Origin of the sequence: Rummeliibacillus sp. NPDC094406, assembly GCF_044763875.1 — a bacterium.
Lineage (GTDB): Bacteria > Bacillota > Bacilli > Bacillales_A > Planococcaceae > Rummeliibacillus.
The window spans coordinates 417,117-443,957 of record NZ_JBIWGZ010000001.1; the positions used below are offsets into that span (position 1 = coordinate 417,117).

Genomic DNA, 26,841 nt, shown 5'->3' on the forward strand with positions numbered 1-26,841 from the left:
TTAAGTATAATATTTTCTCCTTAAAGTAAATAAATCCACCATCCTAATAATAAAGGATGGTGGATTTATTGAGGTTTATCACAATATTTGATATTTTTTGTTTGTATTAATAAGTAAATTGTATTACAAATAAAGTTAAAAAGCAATTTATCGTTTAATCGAGAAGAAATCTATTGTATTACAGATTGTTTTTCTTCGATTGTTGATGAATTAGTTGAGCGTATTGTACTGGTTGACCATTTGAAAATGATAATACCTAATGCAGTCAATCCTTCTGCAATTGGAAATGCTAGCCAGATACATTTACTATTGAACATTGAAGGTAAAATATAAAGTAAAGGTAAAAAAATCACTAAACTTCTCATGACAATTATAATCATGGATAGCTTTATTTTTTTAACTGCTTGATAGAATTCTGCTTGAATTAAATTAAAACTCATAAATAGATATCCAATAAAGAATAAGTAAATACCGTTTTTGGTGTATTCTATTACATCTGGTTCCGTTATACCAAATAATGCGATTAATTGATCTGCAAAAAACCAACCTATTAATAAAATTAATACACCAAAAATCATCCCAGTTTTAATCCCTAAATTTAATACTTGTTTAATTCGTTCTTTTAAACGTGCACCAAAGTTAAAGCTCACAATCGGTTGAATGGCTGCACCTACACCAATGAAAATCATAATGAAAACCGCATGTAAATAGTTTACAATTGCATAAGAAGAGACACCGATTTCACCAACAAAGTGACTAAATGCAATATTATAACCTATAACAACAATCGCTGTTGATCCTTCGGTTATAAAACTTGGAGAACCTATTTTAAGTATTTCTGAACAGGTAGCCATGTTAAAATGTAAGTGAGTAAATTTCAAATTACTCTTTTTGTTAATTAAATGATAGAGAAGTACAAGTAGTCCTACAACTGTTGATAAAGCAGTTGCATAAGCAGCACCTTTCACACCCATATTCATTTTAAAAATGAATATATAATTAAGGATAATATTTAGTACTGAGGTAGTGATTAATGCTATCATGGCTAATTTTGGATTACCATCATTTCGCACAAAAATACTTAAGATATTTTCTAATACATAAACAAGACCAAAAAGTAAGATGACATGTAAATAATCTTCTACATATGGAAGGACTTTTGGACTTGCACCAAACAAATTAGCAATCTGTTCTTGCTTCCATAAACAAAGTACAACCAAAATACTAACAATTGAAACTGTCATCATAACACTCTGTGTAAAGATTGATCTTGCTTTGTCAACATTGTTTTTTCCCATTTCGATTGAATATAAAGTTGCACCACCAATTCCAATCCATAAAGATATGGAAAGTAAAATGGAGAAAATCGGTACTGCAATATTAACACCTGCAAGCGCTAAAGCTCCAACACCGTTGCTAACAAATATTCCGTCCACCAAAATATTGATAGCCATTAAGACCATGCCTAATAAAGATGGAAATAAATACGATAAAAATAATTTGTGAATGGGGGTTTCCTGTAATTTTAATGTGGTTTCACTCATAATATTCTCCTTTTCGGAGCAACACGACCTTTCTTTTACATACAATTTATGTTCTAATTAAATTCTATAGTATATGGTTACCGTATAGTCAACAAAGATACTGCCAATATTTTAAATTAATTTTGAGGTGTAAAATGACACAGCCAATGCATAAATTTTTTACAACGGGTGAATTTGCCAAAATATGCCACGTTAAGAAACAAACATTGTTTCATTATGATGATATCGGTTTGCTTCAGCCCGAGATCAAAAAGGATAATGGTTATCGATACTATTCTTATCAGCAATACGAAGTTTTCATTGTCATTGAATTAATGAAGGATCTGAATATGCCTTTAAAAGAAATCCGTAATTTTTTAAGTAATAAAACGCCTGAAGAAGCTGTTCAATTATTGCAAAATCAATTGACACAAATTGAAAATAAAATTAAGAAATTGAATCATACAAAGACAATAGTCAAAACAAAAATGGAAAAGATTCAGAGCGCAATGAATATTGATATTGAAGGTATTACAGTGGAAGACTTAGAACAAAGTGTTCTGCTCATAAGTAATAATATATTGGACGTTTCAGACAAGGACTATTTAAATACAGTTTCAGATTTCATCGATTTGTGTAACAGAAATGAGTTATATACCGGCCATCCAATTGGTGCCATTCTTTCAAAAGAAGAAATGATTAAAAAACAATTTGGTAATTATAGTTATCTTTATACAATGATGCCACAAGATTTCTTCAGTCCTTCAACGATTGAGCAGCCTGCTGGAAAATATGTAATTGGATTTCATAAAGGGGATGATGAAAATATAGCATCATCATACATGCGAATTTTTGAATTCATTGAGCAGCAAAATTTAAAAATGAAAGATTTTTCATATGAAGAGTTTATATTTGATGAAATTTCAGTAAATGGGGAAGAGAATTACGTAACGAAAATAATGATTCAAGTGGAAAATGAAGAATCGTAAAAGTTTTTCAAGATTATCTTCTTTGAACACAATAAACGCTCGATATCATAGATAATTTCTGTTATTTTTAGAATTCCTTAAATAATGACATTTTGAGCGGTTTGCAATATAGTTATTCGTTAAAACGCGAAATTTAAATTACAAAAAATTGAAATGAAATAGGGGATTGGATTCTACAATTAGAATTTGATCCTTTTTTGTTTGGAACTAAGTATTATTTTTAAAAAGGTTCCCAAATGTATATTTGGGAACCTTTTTTATGCTAAAATAATAGTAATTGAGGTGGATATACGTATGAATCAACAAAAGCCAAAAATTTTACGTGATTTTCTTATTTATTTAACAGCAATCAAAGGTAAATCAAAACGCACAAGAGATGAGTATGATTATGATTTATCACTATTTTTCAAATTCAGCATTGCCGTTCAACAAGATTTAGATTTTGAACATATAGATACGATTGATATTCATGAAATTAATCAAAACTTTTTCAGAGAGATCTCATTAGAAGATATGTATTTGTTCTTGGAGTATTGTGAGGAACGAAGAAACAACTCCGCTTACACAAGAGCTCGAAAAGTCGCAACTTTAAAATCCTTTTTTAAATACTTAAAATCAAAACGACATATAATAGAAGAAAACCCTGCAGAAGATCTAGAAACACCAAAAGTAAGTAAAAGACAACCTATATATTTGAGTTTTGATGAAGCAAAGACTTTTATGACTGGTATTCAATCAAAAACTCATCACGATCGAGATTATTGCATGATGACCTTTTTCTTAAATCTAGGTATTCGCGTTAGTGAACTGTGTAATTTAAATTTAGATTCGATTCAAGAACGTTTTATGACTGTAAGGGGTAAAGGGGATAAAGAAAGAACCGTTTATCTAAATGATGCTTGTATGGCTACTTTAAAAGTGTATTTGGATAATGAAAGACCCCATATCAAGGATTCTGTTAATCACCAAGCATTATTCCTTTCTCAAAAAGGGACTCGGTTGACAAGACAGCGAGTAGCTAAAATCGTCAAGCAAATCAATCATACATCTGGTTTAGATAAGAAGAAATTATCTCCACACAAACTTAGACACACATCAGCAACTATGATGTATAAAAGTGGAGCGGATATTCGAAGCCTTCAACAAATACTAGGACATTCTAATGTATCGACAACGCAAATTTATACGCATGTCGAAGATAAAGAAATCCAACGCGTAATTGAAAATAATCCGTTTAATATTTAGTTTATAAATAACATTATTATGTAAACTAATTTAATATAATAATAATTTGCAAAATGTAGAAGTACTTTTTCGGAGCTACGTAAGGCTACCAAGTGAACTTAAAATAGGCTGTTCTTATTAAAAGAGCATGCCTATTTTTATATTCTATTATCGTTGAACTGCTGTTAGGAGAATAGGTATTGCAAAGAACATGATTGCATTACAATGACGTTTGTGGAAATTCCAATCCACAGCTGCTAAAAAGATTTAATAAGTATAAAGCTTAACCTTTTGACTAAATAATAAAAAGGCCACTAATTTACTTGATAATAGGAGAATAAAACTAATACCATTATGTCAAAAATAATTGACTGGACACCAAATAGTGTCATATAATAAAGGCACCAATTGGTGTCCGATTAATAAGGGGAGGGTGATTTTGAACGATAATAATCAAGAACGTGATGTTTATGTAGCCATTGCTGACCCAACAAGACGTAAATTGCTACGTTTGTTGGCAGATGCGGATGAGTTACCTCTTCACGAATTAACTTCTCAATTTCAAATGGGGCGTACAGCAGTTTCTAAACATTTGGCTATCCTTAAAGATGCTGATCTCGTAATTGCTCGAAGGGTTGGTAGAGAAACAAGGTATCGGTTGAATGCCAATCCACTAAAAGAAATTCAAGATTGGGTATCTTTTTACGAAGGATTCTGGAAACAAAGAATTGCTAAATTAAATCTTTTATTGGAGGAAGAAAAATGAAACCAGATGTATCATTAGATTTTCAATTTACAAGTTCAATTGAGCAGGTGTGGAACGCTTTAACAGATTCGGATACTCTTGCGAAATGGATATGGGAAAATGATTTTAAACCAGTCGTTGGACATAAATGTCAATTTCGGGCAAAGCCTTCCGAATGGTGGGATGGAATTGTAAATTGTGAGGTGCTAGTAGTAGACGAACCTCATACATTATCTTACACTTGGGTAAGTGCCGGAGAAAGCACTACTGTTACATGGACTTTGACAGAAGGTTCAGATGGAAATATCCATCTACATCTCGACCAAACTGGATTTAGCGAAGAAACAAAAGCCCGCGAAGGAGCTATCGAGGGAGCTAAATATGGTTGGACGAATATGGGTAATCAGCTCGAAAAAGTGTTAGCATAAATGGAAAAATAATTTCTTCATTCTCTAGGATGTTTGCCTTATAAGACCAACAATTTGAGTGGATCCTTTCTATAGATCAATCAAGTAGAGATTGATAAAAATTGTTTAAAACAAATTAACAATTCTTCAACAATAGGGCGCTTTTCCGGTACATGGAAAGCGTCATTTTTAATGAAATAAAGGATTAGTACTAATATCAAGTATTGTATTTTATCAAACGGTTGTAGAATCATTGAGTCTATTGATTTGAAAAAACACAATAAATCCAACTAAAGTTTTACTAATATGGCAATATTATTTTTAGAGAACGGAAAGGATATACTATGAAAATAAATCAATTAATTTCGAACAATATTAACAAATTAGATACAGTTCTACCAGTAGATAAATCGTTAGGAGTTGCTGGTTTGTCTGGATCTGGTAAAACAACTTTTTGTCAAACAATTGGTGAAGAATCCAAGAAGCGTCTCATTTCCTTATTGCCAAAGGCTGAATATCAGTATTTATTTCCTGCTATTATGGACACCAATTTCAGTGCCATCAAGATGGAAGAAATGCCTCTAGTACTTTTTCTCGGAAAATCATCAATTTCTTCCAATCCACGTTCAACAATTGGCACACATACGGGAGTGTTTACAGATATTCGTGTTACTCTTGCCGAAAAATATGGCCTTTCTCCGGAAGTTTTTTCGTTTAATAATCCATTAGGCTGGTGTCCGGGTTGTAAAGGGCGCGGAACAACAAAAAATGTCGAATGTAAAAAGTGTAAAGGGAAACGCTATAATCAAGAAGTTGAGCAGTATAAAATTGAATTATTTGATAATGCACAGGATATTACTGATATCAACGACTTAAGCATTGAAGCCATTTTGTCACTAGCAGAAGTTTTAAATATTAGTGAAGGTAAACAACATATTCTAAAGAATATGATCAATATGAATATTGGTTACTTAACATTAAATCGTATTATGGGTACATTGTCAGGTGGAGAATTAACACGACTTTACTTAGCAGAATTTATGGCAACAAGTGAAAATACGGTTATTATCATTGATGAAATCTCCGTGGGTCTTGATCACCAAACACTATTGAAAATATTAGAACAGATAAAACAATTGGGGAATAAGAATCAAATTTGGCTCATTGACCATTCTGACACGGTGTTAGACACAGCGGATGAGCCATTGTTCTTTGGACCTGGTAGTGGTAAATACGGCGGGAAAATTGTTGAAGAATCACCACGTCCAAAACCAATCACTTGGGAAAGAAATCAGGTACTAACAACTGAATACTACCAATTTCAAGACCTTTACTGTCGTAATATTCAAATGGCTGAAATTCAGATTCCAAAAAATAGGCTTGTAACTTTTACGGGTGAATCTGGATGTGGTAAATCTACACTTGTTAATGATTGTATGGCCAAAGATTTTCTGAAGAGATATCCAAAAGATAAACTAGTAATGGTTGGTCAAGATCGAAACCAATCCATTACCAGTCGGTCAACAGTAGCGACTTTTCTTGATATTAAAAAGAAAGTCACAAAATATAGTGAAGATATTGATGATATTTTTCATCGCTCGATTGAAGATATTATTGATGAACTCCCAGAAGAAGACATCGTTCATAAACGTTTAAGCTTATTAATCAAACTTGGCCTTGGTTATCTGACGTTGGAAAGAAAAACACAGTCTTTATCGACTGGTGAATTTCAATGTGTCCATTTAGTTTCAGAGCTTTTTTCCAACTCAAGAAACCCACATACGCTTTTTATTTTTGACGAGCCATCAAAAGGTTTATCACAAAATATATTAAATCAATTCATTGATAGTATCAGGGGCATTCTACAGGATGAATCTGTCTCGATGATCATGATTGAACATAATTCTTATATGCTAGAAAACTCTGATTTTATCGTTGATTTTGGCAAAAGACAGCTTACACCTGTGGAGCAACTTGATGTTGTCAGTCATGATGATTATTATCGTCAACAACCTCTTACTGATAGAGCTGTTCCAGTGCAAATTCCTTCAACGATTAATCAGCAAAATGGCATTCACTATTTAAAAGAAAATCATATTGCCTATTTTAAAAATGCAGAAAACGTTTATAAAGGTGGTATCTTAAAAAGTTTATCATCAATGGCTCGATTGATTTACGGTGAATACGAATCTGAAACCATTGCACCCGTCATCGCCATTGACCTCGAACGGCACTTGTATAGTCAATATAGTTTTCTCTATGAAATTGGTGGCTTGATCAACCATATTGTCGCAGCTCATCCAACCAATAAAGATACAAATAGCTTTGATTTCTATAATCAAGAAAATCATTGCCCATACTGTTCTGGTCGCCGGGTAATTGAAAAATTTGATATTGATGTTGTTATTCAGGATAAAACCGTACCTTTCTGGGATGGCTTATTACATGGGGAGGTAATGGAGGTATTAAAACACTATCAATATTCGAAATTACAATTTCTTTTTGATGAGATTAAGAATGAACTTGGTCAAGATATTAGTAAAAGCTACAATGAGATGACAGAAGCAGAGAAGCATACCTTTTTATATGGGTATTGGGAGACGTCATTCTATGATAAAGCAGGCAAGACACGGAGAACATGGGATGGTTTTAATAAAATCATTGGGATGTATATGGTCATTGCGAAATCGGTTATTAAAGAGCATATAAAAGAATCCAAAGAAATGATTACCTGTCCAATCTGTAGAGGAACCGTGTTAAATCATCATAAAAAGCTAACATTTGGCAACAAGGATATTCGTGAGATTATTCAACAGCCTCTAGATCAAGTCATGAAAATCGTTGGGAAGTTACCGGTACTAGAAAAAATGAAAGCCATAGTCGGTGGCAATATGGTTTTAACGGAAGATGTCTCTTTGTTACCTAGGGAAACACAAGTTGCGCTGAAAATGCTTGAACTAGAGCTAGCAAGCTTTGCCCACTATGAAATCGTTTTACAAAATGCCCTTCCATTCTGGGACAGTATTAGTGGCAATATTGAATCGATCTGTATGACTAATCGAATTACTATATGTGATTTTGACAATATCACAGAAACGAGAGAAACCATCATTGATAAGTATTTCACTAATGGAAAATACAAAAAACTGACTTATGTTTATGAAGCGTTGGGTTACAAAAAAATTGTCACCCAAATTAATAAGATTAAAAAAAGTCAGCCATGCCCATTCTGCAACGGGAAGAAAGTCATTTCAGAAGATAATATCCATGATGGCGTGTATAAATTATCCGTACCATGTGTTAGTTGCTATGCAAGTGGCATCAATGATGAAGGGCAAAAGGAAATCGTCGAAGGCATAGACGTGCATACATGGCTTACTGGCAAAGTAAGTGATGTTGTAACTGAAAGCTTAAATCTTGCAGCAGTTGCAGATATTCCAATTTTCAATCGTATTCGTGAGTTGAATAAACAAGAAATGATGGCGATTTACCAATTCCTTGAGGAAAATAATTAAATTAGAATTATTAAAACAAGTGATATTTAAGTATAGAGAGCTGTCATTCAATGAAGAAAACTCATTTGCTAAGGTAAATTGCAAATGAGTTTTTATGTTATTTTGAAGAAGTCATTGTTGTTTAAAAGAATAATAGAGTGTAAATCTAGATAGACGAAAGAACGGAGAAAATCAACCTACTATCATAGCACGCCAAACAAAATAAAAGACTTTATGAATGATTTCAATCAATTGTTATAAAAATTAATAGAGGAACGGACAAGCCCACTTTTTCTATTTTAATTTGCAGGAAGATGGAGTTTTAATTTGGAATCCCTATTAATACAAAATAATTATATTATGTTAACTAGATATAATAGATTCTCTAAAGGATATAATGTTTGTATTTTTTAACTAGAGAAGATTTTAGGAAATTGATTCAAACGAATTTAATATAACTATATTCTCGTGATAAAAATCTTGATGTTTTTCTATTCCTCTATCTACACACCAACCGATTGAAGCCATAGCGTTATAGAGAGTATAAAATGGTTGGAACAGTTCCAATTCGATCATTGGGCGAATGCTTTCATAACCTACTATGTAGCCTTCTTTCGTTGAAGGAAATACATTCCATACTTCTTGCTGCATTTTGACAAAATCAATTTCTGTTGAGGCAAATTTGGATGTTTCAAAATCAATGATGCCACTTATGTGATGATCTTCAATGATTAGATTGGCCAATCTGAAATCAAAATGTACAACACAAGGGCCATCAGGGGACGGCAAACTATTGAACAATTGATTGAAATGCTGATGAGCCAAATCACTTTGTTTTATATTTAGAAACGGTTGTGATTTTTCCAGTGCAATAACGAATTTTTCTTTTATATAGCTACGCCAATCATTATTTTTAAGTTTTTGAAAACCTTCCTCAGTTCTGTAACCATAATGTTGTGAAGTGTGAGAATGCATTAGCGCATGATATTTTCCGATTTCAAAAGCTAATGTAGAATCTATTTTCCCTGTTGCAGGTTTTCCAGGTAATTCAGATAACAGTAGGGCACCATTGAAATCAGCTTCACTTGGTAAAAAGTCTAGAATTTTAGGAACAGGCAGATTACCCTGAAGTAGGGTCAACATATCATGTTCACGCCATAACTTGTCTTTGTTATATGGGATTATCAAATAGGCATTTTCTCCATTTTTTAAATGTAGCAAAAACACTTCAGATCCATATGAGTTTTGTGGTATTTCATAAGACTCAATTTGTAATTTCATTTTATTTACTACTTCGTTTAAAGAACTAATAATTATCACTCCTCTAACACCGTATTGTCTTAATGAATATTGTATATTATTTCAATTAATTGAATCAATTTCATAATTCAAAAATTTGATAAAATACAAGAACATTAAATGTGCCTTTGTTTTATGCCATATCTATTAGAACATTGTCTATGCAGCGGAAGATGGCGAGTCCTCGAAAATGCATTCGCATTTCCTTCGTGCGATGTTAATTCAGGGAGGTACATTCAAAGTCCTGCGGGAAAGCGAGACAGGTGAGACCCCGCAGTGAAAATTCTTTTTGCTCTGCAAAAGCAAAAAGAATTTTCTGCGACGAAGCTAGCGTAGCTATGCAGGAGCAAAGGCTTCCGAGGAGGCTCAACGATCGCTTAGCACGGCGCCATCTGGAGCGGTATACTAAGTATAAAATTAATTTAATGAGGTAATAATTTTGAAACGATTTTGAAGATAGATAATTTTATTATGTAAACTAAGTGCTTTTAGTGATTATTCTTTTTCATTGACACTTTCCTTTTCTTTATCAAAAAAGTAAAATAGTAAAGTATTCGAATTGATTGAAGGGGAGTAAATATGAAAGATAAGCGTTTTAAAACAGCTCATCGCGAAGCCTTAATCGGTGTTGCATTAGTTATTATCAACTTTGCAATCTGGTTTGGATTTGCATATGGGCTTGGCTCAGGGGATCCGAAAGAGTATACATATGTTTTCGGCTTTCCAGCATGGTTCTTTTATAGCTGTATAGCTGGAACAATTTTTATGATTGTATTAATCTATGTTGTCATCAAATTCTTCTTTAAGGATGTACCGTTTGATGAAGAAGAGGATGGTGAAGATCGATGATGAATTGGCAAGTTATTATTCCACTTGTTATTTTTCTTGTTATCATCTTTTTAATTGGATTTTGGGCGAATAAGCATGTTATGCAGTCTGATTCTTTCTTACAAGAATATTTCCTTGGTGGTCGAGAGATGGGCGGCTTCTTGCTTGCGATGACGATGATGGCTACATATGGAAGTGCCTCTAGTTTTATTGGTGGCCCAGGGGTTGCATATAATACCGGTCTAGGATGGGTGCTATTATCAATGGCGCAATTACCTGCAGGGTATTTTGTTTTGATGATATTAGGTAAAAAATTTGCAATTATTGCACGAAAATATAAAACGATTACATTGATCGACTTTTTAAGAGAACGCTATCATAGTAATGTGGTTGTTATCGTTTCTGCAATTAGTATTATTATCTTTTTGTTTTCTTCAATGGCAGCACAATGGATTGGTGGCGCCCGATTAATCGAGTCATTGACAGGATTACATTATTCTACTGCACTATTTATCTTCGCGACTGTTGTACTTGTTTATGTTATTATCGGTGGCTTCCGAGCAGTAGCTTTGACAGACGCTGTGCAAGGTTCTGTCATGTTAGTAGGTAGTATCATCTTGCTAGTAGGTACAATTATAGCTGGTGGTGGCATTTCAAATATTATGTCCGACCTAGTAGCTGAAAATCCAAAACTTGTTTCACCTTTTGGAGCAGATGGAAGCTTAACACCGTTGTATGTATCTACATTTTGGATTTTAATTGGGATTGGTGTAATTGGTTTACCACAAATTGCAGTACGAGCAATGGCATACAAAAATTCTAAAAGTATGCATACAGCAATTATAATTGGAACAATTGCAATTGGTACCGTGATGTTCGGTATGCATTTAACGGGGGTATTAGCACACCCTGTGTTACCAGGTATTGAAATTGGTGATAAAGTTATGCCACTTCTAACACTTAAAGTACTGCCTCCGCTTTTAGCTGGTATCGTATTAGCTGCTCCAATGGCTGCTATTATGTCAACGGTAAATGCATTGTTAATGCTTGTGAGCTCAACAATTGTAAAAGACATTTACTTAAACTTTATCAAACCTAAGGCAACAGATAATGAAATTAAGAAAATTAGTTTCATTGTCACTGCAGTTATCGGTATTGCAGTCATTATCGTTGCTTTAAGACCACCAGATTTACTCGTGTGGCTGAACCTATTTTCATTTGGTGGCTTAGAATCTGTATTTGTATGGCCTGTTATTTTCGGTCTATATTGGAAAAAAGGCAATAAATACGGGGCAATTACATCGATGATTGTAGGCTTAACTAGTTATATTTTGATTAATCAGTATTGGCCGAATGTATTTGGAATGCATACAGTGACATTACCAATCTTATTATCGCTAATTAGTTATGTGATCATTAGTCTAATAACACATCGAAAATTTAAAGATTTTGAACATATTATATAAAGTAAAACCCAAACTTCTGTATTATAGGAGTTTGGGTTTTATTTATTGAAGTTAAATCTATTATATTTTCTTTACGAAAATGAAACATAAACTTCACCTTTTATGTTCATGAATGCAAGTTATTTTTAAGCCTCCTTCTCTAAAGATTTTACCATTCTTACTAACCAATACAACAATATCCAAGGGAGAATAAACTTTGTCGCCCATTCGATTACACTAAATAGTACGAAATATTGAATTCCGCAAAAATATAGAATAAGTTCAAATAAAACAAACAACACAACACCAATTATTAAATTTCTTATTTTAATCACCTCCATTAAGATTAGATTATACTGAAAATTAAAAGTTCCTTTTACATAACTATAGAAAAGATTCCCACTTTTTTGCAATTATTTTTAAATTGTTTTCTGACAATTCAGTTGACAGAATTTTATATCTGTTATATATTAATAACAACAAATAAATTTGTTATATAACAGGAGGAGATTTCATTGGATATGTATCGAGACGGTTATGAACGATATTGTAGCGCTTGTGAAGAATTTGGATTAGAATCGAGAGACTTTTACTTTTTTATTAACAATTTGACGGAAGAACAACTCAATGCATTCAAGGAGCATTCAAAAAGGAGCGAAGAATTAAATGCCTGATGTCGTCGCGAGTCACTTATAAAACCCCTACTAATCAAATTAATGATTGGTAGGGGTTTTATTGCGTTTACATCAATATCTATTTAAAAAGTGAAATAAGATTCATGTTGTGTAGTAATAATAATCTTGTAAACCAACACTTATTCAATAAAGTTATTTGTTGCTTTAGTTTATAACTTGTTCTTTAACAAGATTATTCACAGCTTTTATTTCTGAAACTAAGACAGATTATAAAGTTGTTTAATTCTTAGTGGAACTAATGCTATTTTTTAAATCAATAAGAATTCACGAATTCACTTGATGACTTGTTAAAAATACTTTTCCTTCGGTTATTTTAGAAGATTCGATTACATCAATAGCCTCTTTTACATTTAATAAGTCGTATTGAAAATCAGCCATCATCAAACTTAATTTTTTATCATTTATCAACCTTATCAGACAATTAAAAGTCTCTTGCCATATATGTGCTGATACATTTTTGTTCCAATGCCTTAAATGAAACATATTAGCATTCACTTTTGCTTTAGTTACAATGTCCTTCCAATTTACTTGTATCCCAGATAAAAGACCAATCGTTAGAAAATTGCCATTAGGATGTAAACAAAAAGCTATTTCATTACCATCAGAACCCCCAACAGCGTCAATAGCAGCATCAGCACCAATTCCATTCGTTAATTCCATAACCGTTTCATTTAGACGACTTTTAGATGTATCAATCACATAATAAGCTCCAAGATGAAGTAAATCCTCGGTATACTTATTATTTCTAGTAACTGCAATCAATCGAAATCCTAAAACTTTTGATAATTGAGCAAAAATGCGGCCAATAGAAGAACCACATGCATTAACCAATAAAACATCATTTGGTTTTAATTTTAAAACTTCCGTACAAACCACCCATGCTGTAATTGGATTGATATACATTTGAGAGGCTGTAAAATTATCAATAGAATCAGGTATTGGAACTGCAAATTCTGCTGACGTTTTAACAAACTCTTGCCATGTACCTTCCCCACGCAAAGGTAAAACACGTTTACCGATAAGATGTTGAGAAACTAATGGTCCCACATCTTCGACTATACCAACTCCTTCATAACCAGGTATATTTGGTAAGGAAATCCGATGAGAATAAGATCCTCTAATCGGTATTAAGTCAGAAGGATTAATAGGACGAGCTAGCATTCGAACAAGGACCTCATTATCTTTTGGTAGCTCGATGCTTTTAGATTCAACTCTTAATACATCTTTTGGGCTACCGAATTCGTAGAATTTAATACATTTTGCATTCAAAACTATAAGTCTCCTTAGTATATAAATTAGATTTATTTAAGTATGCTCCTTCATAATGGAATAACATGACTGACGTTTTAAACAACTTTATTATTTATTAAACAATTTTAATGTAATTTAAAGAACTTTATTTAAATACCTCACATCTTTATGCAGAATGGTGAAAAATTATCACGAATAAAAATAAAATATGGACACTTAGAAAAATAGTAGAAAAATACTGTTTTTTATGTTGAAATACATTTAAACGGTCTTTTTTCTATTATTTAGGGCATAATATAATATAAAACATCGTTTTATTATACTAGTATAAGTTTAAACTAATCTTTTAGATAGAAAAGGAGAGTGATTTCTTGATCAATTGGCAAATATTTATGAATTTAAAGATAAAAATATTATCATTCATATGTGTAACTAGTTGCTGTTTCATCTTACAAATACCTAGTGTAGATGCAAAAAAATCTACTGAATTAACCACAGATATGATGATTTCCTACAAAAATGATGCAGGAAAAAAGTATATTTTAAAGAATGTTACAAAGGTTGAGAAAGTATTAAATAACGTAGAAATGGTCAGAGCTTCTATCACAAAACAGCAATATGACCAATTAATAAATAATAAAAATATCGAATTTATCAATCAAAGCACAAAGAAAATGCTAGTATCAACTGAATCGGTAGTGAATACTGGTGGTCAAATTCCCGCATTTAAATCATACTGGAATTTAGATTATGTAAAAGCTCCAACTTATTGGAAAAACGCCTATCAAGGGAATGGTGTCAAAGTTGCGGTAATCGATACTGGAGTAAATGCTATTCCTGATTTAACAAATGTAGTGAAACGAGTATCTTTTGTTAAAGATAACCCAAATACAAAAAACATCGATGAATCAGATGAATGGGATCGAGGTAATTATGGTGAAGGCCATGGCACAAGCGTTGCAGCTGTTCTTGGGGCACAAATAGGCGGAGCAACATTTGATAATTCAATTTCGGATGTAATAGGCGTTGCTCCTAATGTTCAGATTTATTCTTTAAAATATGCTGATGGGACAAGGGATGGGCGTATTGCAGAAGTGATTGAAGCAATCAACTGGTCAATTAAACATAAAATGGATCTTATTAATATCTCGTCTAGTATTTACGAAGATGATGCTTCATTAAAAAAAGCAGTAGATCAAGCTGTTAAAGCAGGGATTATTATTGTCGCCTCTGCAGGCAATGATGGAAATTCAAATAAGCCGACTTATCCTGCACGATACAGTAATGTCATTGCTGTTTCATCTATAGGAAAAAACAAATTATGTAGTAGCTTCTCAAACACAGGTACTTCTATTGACTTTGCAGCGCCTGGTGATTACGTACCTACAATTAATAGTAAAGGGGAGCTATTTCATGCTTCAGGAACATCTTTTGCTGCTCCTCATGTAACTGGTCTACTCGCAATTTTAAAAGAAAGATATCCGTATAGTACATCAAGTGAAATTATTCAAAAACTGAGAAGTAGCGCCTTAGATTTAGGTACCAAAGGTAAGGATGATAAATACGGTTATGGACTAGCTCAATTACCTAAGTTTTCTATGGCAAAACCGAATGAGTTGAAAAGCGTTACCATATCTAAGATAAAAGATCATAATGCAACAATCTCTTTTAAGCTTCCAGTGGATACCTCTTTCAACAAAGTAGCGATTATTATCAATGATAAAACAATAAAATATACGACTCATTCGACATATACATTAAAGAATTTAGATTCTGATAGAGCATACAAAGTTATATTAAAAGTCATCAATAAAAACGGAGATAGTTCAGATGGAGTTCAACAATCTTTTCGAACATTAGAGGATATAACATCTCCAGCTGATATCGATGAATTAAAAATTAAAAACCTTAAAATAGATTCATTCAATCTATCATGGATTAATCCAATTGATGAAGATTTTAATGGAACACAAGTGTATCTTAACGATCAACTTGTAGAAACTACAAATAGTGAAGAATATTCATTTAATAATCTAAAACCAGATTCAGATTATCGATTGAAATTAATCACTGAAGATACCTCAGGGAATATATCTGAAGGTGTAGAATCTACCATTCATACACCGGTAGCAAAAAAGATAACAACACCAACTGTAGAAACTGTTACAACAAGCAGCCATACCATTTCCGGGAAAGCAACACATAATTCAAATATAGTAATTAAAAACGGTTCAAAAACGGTTGTTAAAGGACTTTCTAGTAAAGATGGTAAATTCCATCTAGATCTTCCATTTCAAGCTGTAGGTACAATCTTGAAAGTGACTGCAGAAGATTCAATAGGGAATATCAGTAAAGCTAAGGATGTAACTGTTAAACAATCTAAAACAACAGCACAACCAATTGTGGGCCAAGTTTATACAACAACAAAATATATCCGTGGGAAAGCAGAGCTTTCTTCTAAAGTCTCCGTTTATCGAGGCAAAACTTTATTAGTTTCCGATCAAGTAGATTCAAAAGGTCACTTTTTCTTATTTATGGGTAACCAACAGCGAGGTACGATCTTAACTGTTTATGTTACAAATAAACAAGGTGTGAAGAGTATACCCCTGAAAATTACAGTTAAATAATACTATTTGGGGAGTCTTATCGACAAAAAGTTGAAAACATACCCTAAGCAAATTTCAAGATAAAAAAGCCGAAGATCCTTACACTAAGGAAGCTTCGGCTTTTATGATTATTTGATATAGGACGAAGTGAATGTAAAATTGTTACAGCTAATGGAATTTATTTAATAAAAATAGAGAAAAGAAATAATGAAGAAAAATTAATTATTACATCTGAATTACCTTGATCGTAGTATTCACTCAATTTAATTATAATTTTCCGTAGTAATAAAGTAGATAATTCTTTGATAAATAAGGGATTGACTTTTATTGTTAGGTATTTCCATCTATTGTTTAACCGAAACATTAATGAATTACACCTAATTTTAATCAATATACCCTTTTATAAGTGATATAGATTTTTTTCAAGAGAATTAATGCTAAAAATTGAGTAGCATATTTCCACTATCTAGCAATATATTTGGTATAATATTGTTAATAGCCCAAAAGGAGGTTCATCATGAAAGAAAAGAATTTTCAACAATCAGTAGGCTTTAGCGTGAAAGACACTTTAGCACTTTATTGGCTTTATTCAACTCAAGATACGGAAAAGTACTCTGTAGAGATCCATCAACAGTTTCAAGATGAATTTCCAGGACGCAAAGTTGGCTATGAATATGTTGCACGAATCGCAAAACAGCTAGAAGCTGAAGGTGCATTATCATCCAGACAAATTCATAAAAAGGTGCTTTATACGAGTACAGAACTTGGTACAAATCGATTAAATCGTTATAATGAACTCTATTTTGAACGTTTCCATGAAATTGTCCTAGTATTAGACCGCTTCTATTATGAATTAACGAAAAACGGAGAGAAACCACCTAAGCCGGAACATCCATTACCAGAAGAGTTTCGGAGCTATTTTTCTAAACTCATTTCAGTCAAAGATGCTGTACGTTATCTCGCGTTAAAGCTTTCTCAAACTCGTTCCAGTTTTTATATGGCAGAAGTTGGCCAACAATTAGAAGATTTATTTGGTTGGTGTCCATCAAATGGTTATTTATATCAAATTGCATGGGAGCTTGAAGATAAAGACTATTTAGTTGGTTCATGGCCTGATGAAAAGAGAACTGTTCGAAATTTAAGAAGTACTGATGAAGGTGTATCATTCTATCAAACGATTGCTGCATCACTAGAAGAACGCATCACGACTATTCGTCGTTATTTACGCTATATGCTTAAGTTTTTTTCTAGAATACATGTTGAACAATAATTTATTGAATATTCCAGCATCATTCTTTATAATATGTAACATACTTACAATTTCAAATTGAAATCGTTGAACAGGAGTAGTAGATAAGCACAAAATGGTACAGAGAGTCGACACTAGTGGAAGTCGATCCATTTCCTTATTGAATGGACCTGTGAGTGATTACTTGAACAAAGTAGGGTAATCCGGCACATACCGTTATATGTGAGTGGTAGCTAATCGCTACAAGTAAGGTGGTACCGCGGATATCCGTCCTTCATAGAGTGTTTTCTCTATGGAGGACTTTTTTATTTAAGGTTGAGTGAAAGGCGACGTCTACTGCGGAAAAGCGAATGAGGAGAAACCACAAGCATAGGTTCATATGAGGTAAAGTAGCCGGTGAGAGTTGAGTAGAGCTTAGTAAAGGAGTTAAACAAATGACAGTTGAGACGAGAATGTATGAAATGAAGACAATCCAAGGTGATATGCTAACACCTATTTCGATTTACCACGCTTTAAATGGGAAGAAGAAAATGTTATTTGAATCATCCGCAAAGCATGAAGAAAGCGGTCGATATTCATTTATTGCAATCAATCCTATAGCAGAAATGGTTGCATCTAAAAATGACTATCAATTATTTAATAATGAGCATGAACTAGTTATTCATGGTGCAAATGCATTTCACAAGTTAAAATCATTGCTACCCACAGAGAACGCGAAACTGCCTTTTTCATTTTTCGGAGGAGCAATTGGCTATTTTGGTTATGAAACGGCGTTTTATCATGAAAAAATCGGTGACATATTAAAAGATAACCTACACATGCCTGATATGCATGTACTATTTTACGATACCTTCATAGTCGTAGATCATTTAATGCAAAACGTGCATATTGTAGCAGTTGATTTATTGAAAAAAGGACATTCGCAGCAAGAATTACGAAAGAGAATAAATGACATTGAGAAGCAGCTGAAAACGACTATTTTAACACAGGCTGAAGATGATTCAGACACGATTCAATTCCGATCTACTATCGAAAAAGAAGAATTCTGTGAGATGGTGAAACAAGCAAAACAGCATATAGAGCAAGGAGATATTTTTCAAGTTGTATTATCGCAACGATTTGAAGCAGATTTTACAGGGAATCCAATGAATCTTTATCGAAGACTTAGAACAACAAACCCTTCTCCATATATGTTTTATATGGATTTTGAAGAATATGTAATTTTAGGGACATCACCAGAAAGTCTAGTCAAAGTAGAGGGCCGCGTTGTCACAACAAATCCAATTGCAGGTACTAGACGACGTGGATATTCTGAGCAGGAAGACGAATCACTAGAACAAGAACTCCTACAAGATGAAAAGGAACTTGCTGAACATCGAATGCTCGTTGATTTAGGTCGAAATGATATAGGTAAGTTAAGTAAAGTTGGTTCCGTCAAGCTACCGAAATTTATGCAAATAGAGCGTTATAAACATGTGATGCATATTGTTTCTGAAGTGACGGGTGAGTTAAAAGACGACATTCATCCTCTGGATGTTTTAGCTACAGCTTTACCAGCAGGCACTGTATCTGGTGCTCCGAAAATTCGTGCGATGCAAATTATCAATGATTTGGAACACGATAAAAGAGGTGTATATGCTGGAGCAGTCGGCTATGTCTCGATAACCGGTGATATGGATATGGCACTTGCGATTCGAACAATGGTCATTACGAAGGGTAAAGCCTATGTTCAAGCTGGAGCCGGTATTGTATATCATTCCGATCCTGAGAAGGAATATGAAGAGACTCTGAACAAAGCTAAAGCATTGCTGGAGGTGCGCGCATGATTTTATTAATCGATAATTATGATTCATTTACTTATAACCTATTTCAACAAATAAGTAGTTTAGGTAAAGAAGTCAAAGTTGTTCGTAACAATGCTATTACAGTAGACGAGATTCGAAAAATGCAACCTGAAGCAATTGTCATTTCTCCGGGTCCTGGAACTCCTTCTGAAGCAGGGATTTCAATTGAGGTTATAAAAAACTTGTATACTGAATTCCCGATTTTAGGGATTTGCTTGGGTCATCAATCAATAGCAGAAGCATTTGGAGCGAAAATTATTAGAGCTCCACAAATTAAACACGGGTTATATTCAACCGTTAAACATACTCAAACAGGACTTTTTGAGAAATGTCCAGAATCTGTTTCCGTCATGCGTTATCACTCTCTAGTGATTGACAAAAAAACCCTTCATCCTGAATTGCAAATTATAGCGATTGCTGAAGATGATCATGAGATTATGGCCATTCAACATCAGGAATATCCGGTATTTGGGCTGCAATTTCATCCAGAGTCAATAGGTACAAAAGATGGAGACTTGATGATTCAGATGTTTTTAGATTCTTATTGTAAAGAAGTTGTTTAAGTAACTTCTAAAAATCACTGTATATAATAAAACCCTTGAGACTATAGACAAACTTGAAAAAATTCGAGTTTGTCTACAGTCTTTTTTCTATTAGAGGTACCGCCAACAACGTGCGGATTTTGTACGCTAAGCCCTGATTAACGAAAAAAACGCCGGTATCCTGTACGCTAAGGATTACCGGCTTAGTGGCAACAATGATTTTAGGCTGGCATTTCCGGCAATGACTTTTTCTCCTTGTTCTGAAATCACGTTTCCAATCAACTTGAGAACCTCCAAATTTTTGACTAACATTAGGGGACATGATAATCTCACCTTATCTTAGACATTAGCTGACATCAATGATTAAATTAAAATCTCCATCATGTCCACTAACACTATTTAGCGAACATTAGTCCAATGAGCCATTTTCATGATAGGCGCGGCAATGTTATCTGATTACATATTTAGAGAGAGGCACTTGATAACATTAGTTTGAGAAGATCTACTACCTAGTCATTTGCCTAAAAAAATCATCACATTAAGTGAGGGAGATATATGTTCACAATTAGCAGATTTTCTCAACTTTGCAAAATGAGTGCTCGTATGTTACGACACTATGACAAGGAAGAACTTTTGAAACCAGTACATATAGATGCAACGAATGGTTACAGATATTATGAGAAGAGTCAATTAGAAACAGCGTTACTAATCAAGAAACTGAAAGAATATAGATTTTCCTTGCCGGAGATAAGAACAATCCTTCAGACGTCAGACAGGAAATTGTTTATCGGATTCATAAACTCGAAAATAAATGAACTTACCAATGAGATGAATCGATATAGACAGATCATTACAGAGATGCAAGAGATGGTTGATAAAAAGGAGGATTTCAGTCAAGGAGAAAGAAGATCGTATGATATATTGCTCGGGATAAGAAACGAGATAAGTGTCGTATCTCAAAGATTGCAGATGAATATTGCTGACATGGACAGGCACATTGATTCCTTTTACGATAAGGCGGAAGAAAGTAATATTCAGTTTCTTGGTGTTCCGTCTGCCATTTTTTTTGATGAAGAGTTTACCCCTGACCACAGCGATATTGAATTAATGATCCCGATCATTCATAGGAATGACGAAAAAATATCAAGGGAATGGCAGATAAAAAAACTCCCCCAAAAGATTATTGCTACTACTTTACACATCGGAAGTTATGACTATATAGGATACGCACATATAGCACTTGAAGAGTGGGCCGAAAGCAACGGCTACTGCTTGGATGGTCCGCCTTATGAAACCTACTTGAAAGGTTCAGAATGTGACTGTCATGTAGAGGAGTATGTGACGCAAATTAGCTTTCCCGTCATCAAAAAAAGCAATGCAATAATTCCTTGACCTTGACACTATGTCAAAGCTTATTCTAATTCCAAGAGAAAGCTATCACAACATAAGGAGATTTTGCATATGAAAAAGATAATTGTGCTTTGCACAGGGACTATATTAACGGCTGGGATCATAATGGGGGGATGTAATCCAAGTAAAGTTGAGGGGAGTCAATTTGTGGAAAAACAATACGTAGGTAAGTACACAATGCCCGATGAAAGCAGCAAACATGAAGGCACGTGGTTGCAATGGCCTCATACCTTTACATATGGAAAAGGATATGAAGAAAAGGTTGAACCAATTTGGATCGAGATGACAGCTGCCCTGAGCGAAGGAGAAAATGTTCATATTATCGCATATGATAAATATGAAAAGAACTATATTTATAATTTGCTGTATGATGAGGGCATCAATATGGACAAAATTGATTTCTATATAGTTCCTACTGACGATGTATGGGCAAGAGATACTGCACCGATTTTTGTATACGACAAAGATAAAAATATGAAAATGATGGATTGGGGATTTAATGGGTGGGGTAAGAAAACTCCGTATAAAAAAGATGCATTAATGCCGAGCGTACTTAGTAAGCAGTTAGGTATGGATAGAATTGATCTAAATGCCGTGGTACTTGAAGGTGGAGCGTTTGAACTAGATGGAAATGGAACATTTTTATCGACACGTAGTGCAGTTCTTAATAAAAATAGAAATCCCAATATTACAGAAGCAGAATTTGAGAAGTATATAAAGGAATATCTTGATGCGACTAACTTCATTTGGTTAGATGGTGTTCCTGGTCTGGATATTACAGATTTTCATATTGATGGTTTTGCTAAATTTTATGATAAGTCTACAATTATTACAATGAAAGAAGATGATTTGGAAGATTGGGGTGTTTCAAATAAGGATATTAAAACATTAATGAATGCTAAGAATGCCTTTGACAAGCCTTATCAGTATGTGTATTTACCGCTTAGTAAAAACAATGTAATTTTAGATAATGGAAAGAATTTGAGATACAAAGGTTCATATATCAATTTTTATATTGGGAATACGGTTGTATTAGTTCCAAATTATAATGATCCTAACGACAAAATAGCAAACGATATTATCCAAAAACTATATCCCGATCGTGAAGTGATTGGAATAGATGTAAGAGAGCTTTATAAAAATGGTGGTATGATTCATTGTGTTACACAACAACAACCCGTCAGTTTAAAGTAATCGTGTTTGTTGCAGTGGATTTCAACAGATTCGAAAACTAAGTTGCAATTAAAATTCCATTTTTTCCTCATTGTTTATGAGGCAATAGAGCGATGTACATCGCTTCTACTTTTCCCCTTGGACAGTGAATGTAACCACCCATGGCCGGTATCCTTAGCGTACAAAAACCGCGTTTTGAAGGCGGTACCCCTATTAGGCTCTGTTTTACTTAATAGTAGAATATTCTCAAATCAATAAGCGTATTCGAAATGGATACGCTTATTTACTATTTCTTTAATCCAGATTTAGCAAATCCGAAATTATCTCTGCACTTCCATCTGTAAACATAAAAATTGACAATGATATACATAATAGTCCTACAAATACAAAACTAATTTTTTTAATTAACAAAGATGGCTTTATTATAAATAGTCCTTTAGTTATTAAAAACAATCCTAAAATTAAAATTAGGAAATACCAGAACCCCATTATTCCACCTCTTCTGTATTATTTTTAAATAAGACGTTATCTTTCGTGGAAGGTTCTTCCTTTTTGAATTAGTTTACAAGGAAATAAATGAATAAATTTTTTCAACGTTATCTTCAAATCAGATTCATATTTTTGTTGCAAAAAAGCAACATTATTTAAAGTGACATAAACCAATGTTTAAGTATTACAAAATATTCATTCTTAATTGATGAATAAATGCCACACAAAGATGAATATAGTGAACTAGCTAAAAAAGTGATCAAAAAACTTATCAAATATTCTATGAAAAACTGTTGCTTTTTTGCAATAAGAAAGGGGATAAGACATGACACAAATAGAAATCATACAACATTTTGGCAAATATCAGTTGCAACTACCCCTTCGAGAAATGATAAGCAATTTTGTGACTAACAAATATGATTATGCTGTTATTTTAAGTAACAAAAATTCAATTGAAGGATTTTTTACCAACCAAATACTATTAGATTATTGTTACAAACTTGGGTTTAGCCAAGTAAATGCCCTTGATTCACTTAGATCGTTCTCAAAAACATTAAACAAAAATTTTTCCTTACTTTCTGACATACCCACAAGCTTACACTTCTTCAATCATAAAACAGAGCTTTATTTCATTCGCGAAAATGAGAATATTATTGGACTTATTGATAATGCAGTTTTTCTGCAATATTTTTCTAAAAAAATGCAATCAGAAAAGCATCATTTTGACACTGTATTTAATGCTGTTCCTAGTGGCATCATGTCTGTCAATATTGAAGGCCATATAACCATGATGAACCCCGCAGCCGAGAAAATCTCAGGTGTAAAAAGAAACAAGGCTGTTGGAAAATTTATCACAGATGTTGTACCGCCTAGAGGGCTATTAAGGGTATTGCAAACAGGTAAAGGTCATGTTGAGAAATATCAAGTAGGAAAACGCTGGTATATTTCCAATAGAGAACCGATTTATGATGGAAAACAGCTAACTGGAGCAGTTGGAATATTTGATGATATATCCAAGATGGAAATGCTTTCAACTGAACTAGAAACTGTTAAACGATTGGCTAAAGAAAATGAAACCTTATTAGCAAATAGTTTAGATGGTGTTGCGATCATTGATGAAAAAGGAACTATATTACAACAAAACACTCGATTTCACGAGATGAATTTAACGATTCTGTTTAATAAGCAACAGCACTTAAAATTATTTGAATTACTTCAAGAAGCCTTAAGAACAAATACACACCACGTTTATGAGGAGTACATTATCAAAATTAATGCCATTTATCGGATTTCTTTTACTCCGATTAAAGAGGAACAAAATGAGCAACCATCACAAATATTCGTACGCATTCAAGAAATAACTGAGCAAAAGAAAGTAACAGAACAACTAAATAAATTACAAGAAATGAACGATTACTTTTTACAATTAAATCCAGATGAGTCTTTTATCTATTCATCAGATGAAATGAAAGCATTAGCAAACAACATTAAAAAAATTGTAAAAGTTAACGCACCGGTTCTTCTAAAAGGAGACGTCGGTTCCGGTCGTTCAACAATAGCACGTCAAATTATTCTTCAAAGTGGCAGAAGAAATGCACCTTTTCTTGAAATTGATTGTCGTGGTAAAAGTTATAAGGAATTAGAAAATCTATTATTTGATTTAACGTCAAATAGGCTATTAAGTGTGTTATCGGGTGGTACGATTTATTTCAAAAACATCGACTTTCTCCCACTACCTTTACAAATAAAATTGGCAGATTTATTGTCACATCCATCAGTAAGCAATCAACTTGATCAAAATGAAAGAGTAATCGATATTCGCCTCATTGCTTCAGTTAGAAAAGATATTCACCTATCTGGAGACATGCCAATTAGTGAACAACTCTATTACTTACTAAATGCTTTTACCATTGCTGTTCCTTCTCTAGATAGTCGTAGAGAAGACGTAAGGCTAATCATGGAACATTTTGTTGATGTGGTAAATGAAAAATACAATACAGAAACATTGATAACTGAAAATGCTTTAGATTTTATTTCACGCAAAAAATGGAAAGGTAATTTACTAGAAATTAAAGAAATTCTCGAACAAATGATGGTAATGAATCCCAATCAATTGATTGATGAGAGTTGTATCATCAATTTTCTACAAGAATCAGAGCAAAAATTAGATAAACCCATTATTGTAAATCAAATCATACCGCTTAAACAGGCAAAAGAAGTGGTAGAAAAAGAACTAATTGAAATGATGAGCGAGCAAAATATTTCGTATAGAAAAATGGCGAAAATACTTGAAGTGAATCCATCAACGATCATTAGAAAAGTTCAGAAAAATAAAATCCAACCTAACTAAAATGAGCAACAAAATGGTTCATAACATTAGTGTTGTTTGTTCATGAATTTTTGGGAGTAGCATTCCATTTAACTATTCACTAACACACTTTTCAAATAAATAGGAGGGACGCGATTGAATTATCAAGTTACTGAAGAAGTGGAAGAACTAAAAGCAATTGCCCGTAAATTTGTAAAGGAAAAAGTGGAACCTTTTGTTAACCAAATTGAAGAAGAAAATATAATCCCTTCACATATTGTGGAAATGTCAAAAGAATTAGGTTTTTTCGGCATCAGTATACCAGAAGAATATGGTGGTCTAGGACTCGATATGGTTGGTAAATGTCATCTGTTAGAAGAACTTGCAAAAACGCATAATGGCTATACCACGTTAATTTCATGTCATGTTGGTATTGGCTCCGTTGGAATTGTTGAATTTGGGAATGAAACACAAAAGAAAAAATACTTGCCTAAAATGTCTACTGGCGAATGGATTGGTGCATTTGCATTAACTGAGCCCAATGCTGGATCAAACGCAGCAAATTTAAAATCCACTGCAAAACGTCAAGGTGATAAATACATCTTAAATGGTATGAAGCACTATATTACAAATGCACATGATGCTCACGTATTTACTGTAATGGCCGTAACAGATCCTACTAAAGGTGGACGAGGCATTACATCATTCATTGTCGAAAAAGGAACACCTGGATTTAATATAGGTGCACCGGAGAAAAAACTTGGGCTAAGAGGTTCAAATTCAGCTGAGCTCTATTTTGATAATGTCGAAATCCCTATTGAAAATCGTTTAGGAAATGAAGGAGAAGGCTATATTAATGCACTAAAAATTTTAGCCAATGGCCGTGCAGGTATGGCAGCCCGTTGCTTAGGTTCATCAGAACGCTTACTTGAATATTCAATGCAATATTCGAAAGAACGGGTTCAGTTTGATCAACCAATCTTTGAATTTCAGATCATTCAACATATGTTAGCGGATATCGCTTTGCAAATCGAAACACTTCGAGCATTTACGTATAATGTTGCGTACAAAGTTGACCAAGGACAGCGTGTCGTAAAAGAAGCAGCAATGGTGAAATTATATGGTTCAGAAGTATACAACAAAGTGGCAGATCTCGCACTTCAAATCCATGGTGGTCTTGGTTATATGAAGGATTACCCAATAGAAAGGTATTTCCGAGATGCACGTATTACACGTATTTATGAAGGCACCTCTGAAATTCAACGTAACATAATTGCATCAGAACTAAACCGTGAATACGAAGCTAAAGGGTAACTGAAG

19 protein-coding genes and 1 other annotated feature are annotated in these 26,841 nt (G+C 33.4%); of the genes, 16 read left to right on the top strand and 3 right to left on the bottom strand.

What is annotated here, in order from left to right; translation table 11 throughout:
* Positions 1-170: 170 nt before the first annotated feature.
* The gene (locus ACIQ4I_RS02060) at positions 171-1,544 is read right to left on the bottom strand and encodes an MATE family efflux transporter (protein ID WP_403092345.1); all 1,374 of its coding nucleotides are present in this window, start codon (positions 1,542-1,544) and stop codon (positions 171-173) included.
* 134 nt (positions 1,545-1,678) lie between these two features.
* On the opposite strand from ACIQ4I_RS02060, the gene ACIQ4I_RS02065 reads away from it, so the two are divergent.
* The 5 genes from ACIQ4I_RS02065 to ACIQ4I_RS02085 all read left to right on the top strand — a co-directional run bounded on the left by ACIQ4I_RS02065 (position 1,679) and on the right by ACIQ4I_RS02085 (position 8,403).
* Positions 1,679-2,512 carry a MerR family transcriptional regulator gene (locus ACIQ4I_RS02065; RefSeq protein WP_403092347.1) on the top strand — a complete coding sequence of 278 codons (834 nt, stop codon included), beginning with the start codon at positions 1,679-1,681 and terminating at the stop codon, positions 2,510-2,512.
* 294 nt (positions 2,513-2,806) lie between these two features.
* Positions 2,807-3,757: a tyrosine recombinase XerC gene (locus tag ACIQ4I_RS02070; RefSeq protein ID WP_403092348.1), complete on the top strand. Its 951-nt coding sequence runs from the start codon at positions 2,807-2,809 to the stop codon at positions 3,755-3,757.
* Between the two features lie 418 nt (positions 3,758-4,175).
* Positions 4,176-4,502: an ArsR/SmtB family transcription factor gene (locus tag ACIQ4I_RS02075; protein WP_403092349.1), complete on the top strand. Its 327-nt coding sequence runs from the start codon at positions 4,176-4,178 to the stop codon at positions 4,500-4,502.
* Positions 4,499-4,909, top strand: a complete 411-nt coding sequence (locus ACIQ4I_RS02080; RefSeq protein WP_403092350.1) for an SRPBCC family protein — start codon at positions 4,499-4,501, stop codon at positions 4,907-4,909. The genes ACIQ4I_RS02075 and ACIQ4I_RS02080 overlap by 4 nt, the downstream gene beginning before the upstream one ends.
* A 323-nt stretch (positions 4,910-5,232) precedes the next feature.
* On the top strand, positions 5,233-8,403 hold the full coding sequence (locus ACIQ4I_RS02085) for an ATP-binding cassette domain-containing protein (RefSeq protein WP_403092352.1): 3,171 nt from the start codon (positions 5,233-5,235) through the stop codon (positions 8,401-8,403).
* Positions 8,404-8,808: 405 nt separating this feature from the next.
* On the opposite strand, the gene ACIQ4I_RS02090 is transcribed toward ACIQ4I_RS02085, so the two are convergent.
* Entirely contained in the window at positions 8,809-9,702 is an 894-nt protein-coding gene (locus ACIQ4I_RS02090) for an aminoglycoside phosphotransferase family protein (protein ID WP_403092353.1), read from the bottom strand.
* Positions 9,703-10,260: 558 nt separating this feature from the next.
* Between ACIQ4I_RS02090 and ACIQ4I_RS02095 the strand changes: the two genes are divergently transcribed.
* The 3 genes from ACIQ4I_RS02095 (at position 10,261) to ACIQ4I_RS02105 (ending at position 12,628) form a co-directional block, all read left to right on the top strand.
* On the top strand, positions 10,261-10,530 hold the full coding sequence (locus tag ACIQ4I_RS02095; RefSeq protein ID WP_397538610.1) for a YhdT family protein: 270 nt from the start codon (positions 10,261-10,263) through the stop codon (positions 10,528-10,530).
* On the top strand, positions 10,530-11,975 hold the full coding sequence (gene panF / locus ACIQ4I_RS02100; RefSeq protein ID WP_403093336.1) for a sodium/pantothenate symporter: 1,446 nt from the start codon (positions 10,530-10,532) through the stop codon (positions 11,973-11,975). Before ACIQ4I_RS02095 ends, panF begins: the two co-directional genes overlap by 1 nt.
* Positions 11,976-12,475: 500 nt before the next feature.
* Complete coding sequence (locus ACIQ4I_RS02105; protein ID WP_403093339.1) at positions 12,476-12,628, top strand: transcriptional regulator; 153 nt, start codon at positions 12,476-12,478, stop codon at positions 12,626-12,628.
* A gap of 285 nt (positions 12,629-12,913) precedes the next feature.
* Here ACIQ4I_RS02105 and ACIQ4I_RS02110 read toward each other — a convergent pair whose 3' ends face one another.
* Positions 12,914-13,918, bottom strand: coding sequence for a zinc-dependent alcohol dehydrogenase family protein (locus ACIQ4I_RS02110; RefSeq protein ID WP_403092355.1), 1,005 nt, complete (start codon positions 13,916-13,918; stop codon positions 12,914-12,916).
* 353 nt (positions 13,919-14,271) lie between these two features.
* On the opposite strand from ACIQ4I_RS02110, the gene ACIQ4I_RS02115 reads away from it, so the two are divergent.
* The 8 genes from ACIQ4I_RS02115 (at position 14,272) to ACIQ4I_RS02150 (ending at position 26,835) form a co-directional block, all read left to right on the top strand.
* The gene (locus tag ACIQ4I_RS02115; RefSeq protein WP_403092357.1) at positions 14,272-16,527 is read left to right on the top strand and encodes a S8 family serine peptidase; all 2,256 of its coding nucleotides are present in this window, start codon (positions 14,272-14,274) and stop codon (positions 16,525-16,527) included.
* A gap of 496 nt (positions 16,528-17,023) precedes the next feature.
* Positions 17,024-17,776 (top strand): hypothetical protein, encoded by a 753-nt coding sequence (locus tag ACIQ4I_RS02120; RefSeq protein ID WP_403092359.1) that lies wholly within the window; start codon positions 17,024-17,026, stop codon positions 17,774-17,776.
* Between the two features lie 57 nt (positions 17,777-17,833).
* Positions 17,834-18,033, top strand: a binding site (T-box leader).
* A 156-nt stretch (positions 18,034-18,189) separates the two neighbouring features.
* Positions 18,190-19,581 carry an anthranilate synthase component I gene (gene trpE, locus ACIQ4I_RS02125; RefSeq protein ID WP_403092361.1) on the top strand — a complete coding sequence of 464 codons (1,392 nt, stop codon included), beginning with the start codon at positions 18,190-18,192 and terminating at the stop codon, positions 19,579-19,581.
* Complete coding sequence (locus ACIQ4I_RS02130) at positions 19,578-20,162, top strand: anthranilate synthase component II (RefSeq protein WP_403092363.1); 585 nt, start codon at positions 19,578-19,580, stop codon at positions 20,160-20,162. The genes trpE and ACIQ4I_RS02130 overlap by 4 nt, the downstream gene beginning before the upstream one ends.
* Positions 20,163-20,696: 534 nt before the next feature.
* Positions 20,697-21,533 (top strand): MerR family transcriptional regulator, encoded by an 837-nt coding sequence (locus tag ACIQ4I_RS02135; protein ID WP_403092364.1) that lies wholly within the window; start codon positions 20,697-20,699, stop codon positions 21,531-21,533.
* Between the two features lie 69 nt (positions 21,534-21,602).
* Positions 21,603-22,745 carry an agmatine deiminase family protein gene (locus tag ACIQ4I_RS02140; RefSeq protein WP_403092366.1) on the top strand — a complete coding sequence of 381 codons (1,143 nt, stop codon included), beginning with the start codon at positions 21,603-21,605 and terminating at the stop codon, positions 22,743-22,745.
* A gap of 793 nt (positions 22,746-23,538) precedes the next feature.
* The gene (locus ACIQ4I_RS02145; protein WP_403092368.1) at positions 23,539-25,563 is read left to right on the top strand and encodes a sigma 54-interacting transcriptional regulator; all 2,025 of its coding nucleotides are present in this window, start codon (positions 23,539-23,541) and stop codon (positions 25,561-25,563) included.
* Between the two features lie 114 nt (positions 25,564-25,677).
* On the top strand, positions 25,678-26,835 hold the full coding sequence (locus ACIQ4I_RS02150) for an acyl-CoA dehydrogenase family protein (protein ID WP_403092370.1): 1,158 nt from the start codon (positions 25,678-25,680) through the stop codon (positions 26,833-26,835).
* Positions 26,836-26,841 lie beyond the last annotated feature (6 nt).

What these genes read in the sequence shown, in the direction of transcription:
- ACIQ4I_RS02060 (WP_403092345.1), bottom strand. Translation starts at nt 1,544, where the DNA reads ATGAGTGAAACCACATTAAAATTACAGGAAACCCCCATTCACAAATTA.
- ACIQ4I_RS02065 (WP_403092347.1), top strand. Translation starts at nt 1,679, where the DNA reads ATGACACAGCCAATGCATAAATTTTTTACAACGGGTGAATTTGCCAAA.
- ACIQ4I_RS02070 (WP_403092348.1), top strand. Translation starts at nt 2,807, where the DNA reads ATGAATCAACAAAAGCCAAAAATTTTACGTGATTTTCTTATTTATTTA.
- ACIQ4I_RS02080 (WP_403092350.1), top strand. Translation starts at nt 4,499, where the DNA reads ATGAAACCAGATGTATCATTAGATTTTCAATTTACAAGTTCAATTGAG.
- ACIQ4I_RS02085 (WP_403092352.1), top strand. Translation starts at nt 5,233, where the DNA reads ATGAAAATAAATCAATTAATTTCGAACAATATTAACAAATTAGATACA.
- ACIQ4I_RS02095 (WP_397538610.1), top strand. Translation starts at nt 10,261, where the DNA reads ATGAAAGATAAGCGTTTTAAAACAGCTCATCGCGAAGCCTTAATCGGT.
- panF (WP_403093336.1), top strand. Translation starts at nt 10,530, where the DNA reads ATGAATTGGCAAGTTATTATTCCACTTGTTATTTTTCTTGTTATCATC.
- ACIQ4I_RS02105 (WP_403093339.1), top strand. Translation starts at nt 12,476, where the DNA reads ATGTATCGAGACGGTTATGAACGATATTGTAGCGCTTGTGAAGAATTT.
- ACIQ4I_RS02120 (WP_403092359.1), top strand. Translation starts at nt 17,024, where the DNA reads ATGAAAGAAAAGAATTTTCAACAATCAGTAGGCTTTAGCGTGAAAGAC.
- trpE (WP_403092361.1), top strand. Translation starts at nt 18,190, where the DNA reads ATGACAGTTGAGACGAGAATGTATGAAATGAAGACAATCCAAGGTGAT.
- ACIQ4I_RS02130 (WP_403092363.1), top strand. Translation starts at nt 19,578, where the DNA reads ATGATTTTATTAATCGATAATTATGATTCATTTACTTATAACCTATTT.
- ACIQ4I_RS02135 (WP_403092364.1), top strand. Translation starts at nt 20,697, where the DNA reads ATGTTCACAATTAGCAGATTTTCTCAACTTTGCAAAATGAGTGCTCGT.
- ACIQ4I_RS02140 (WP_403092366.1), top strand. Translation starts at nt 21,603, where the DNA reads ATGAAAAAGATAATTGTGCTTTGCACAGGGACTATATTAACGGCTGGG.
- ACIQ4I_RS02145 (WP_403092368.1), top strand. Translation starts at nt 23,539, where the DNA reads ATGACACAAATAGAAATCATACAACATTTTGGCAAATATCAGTTGCAA.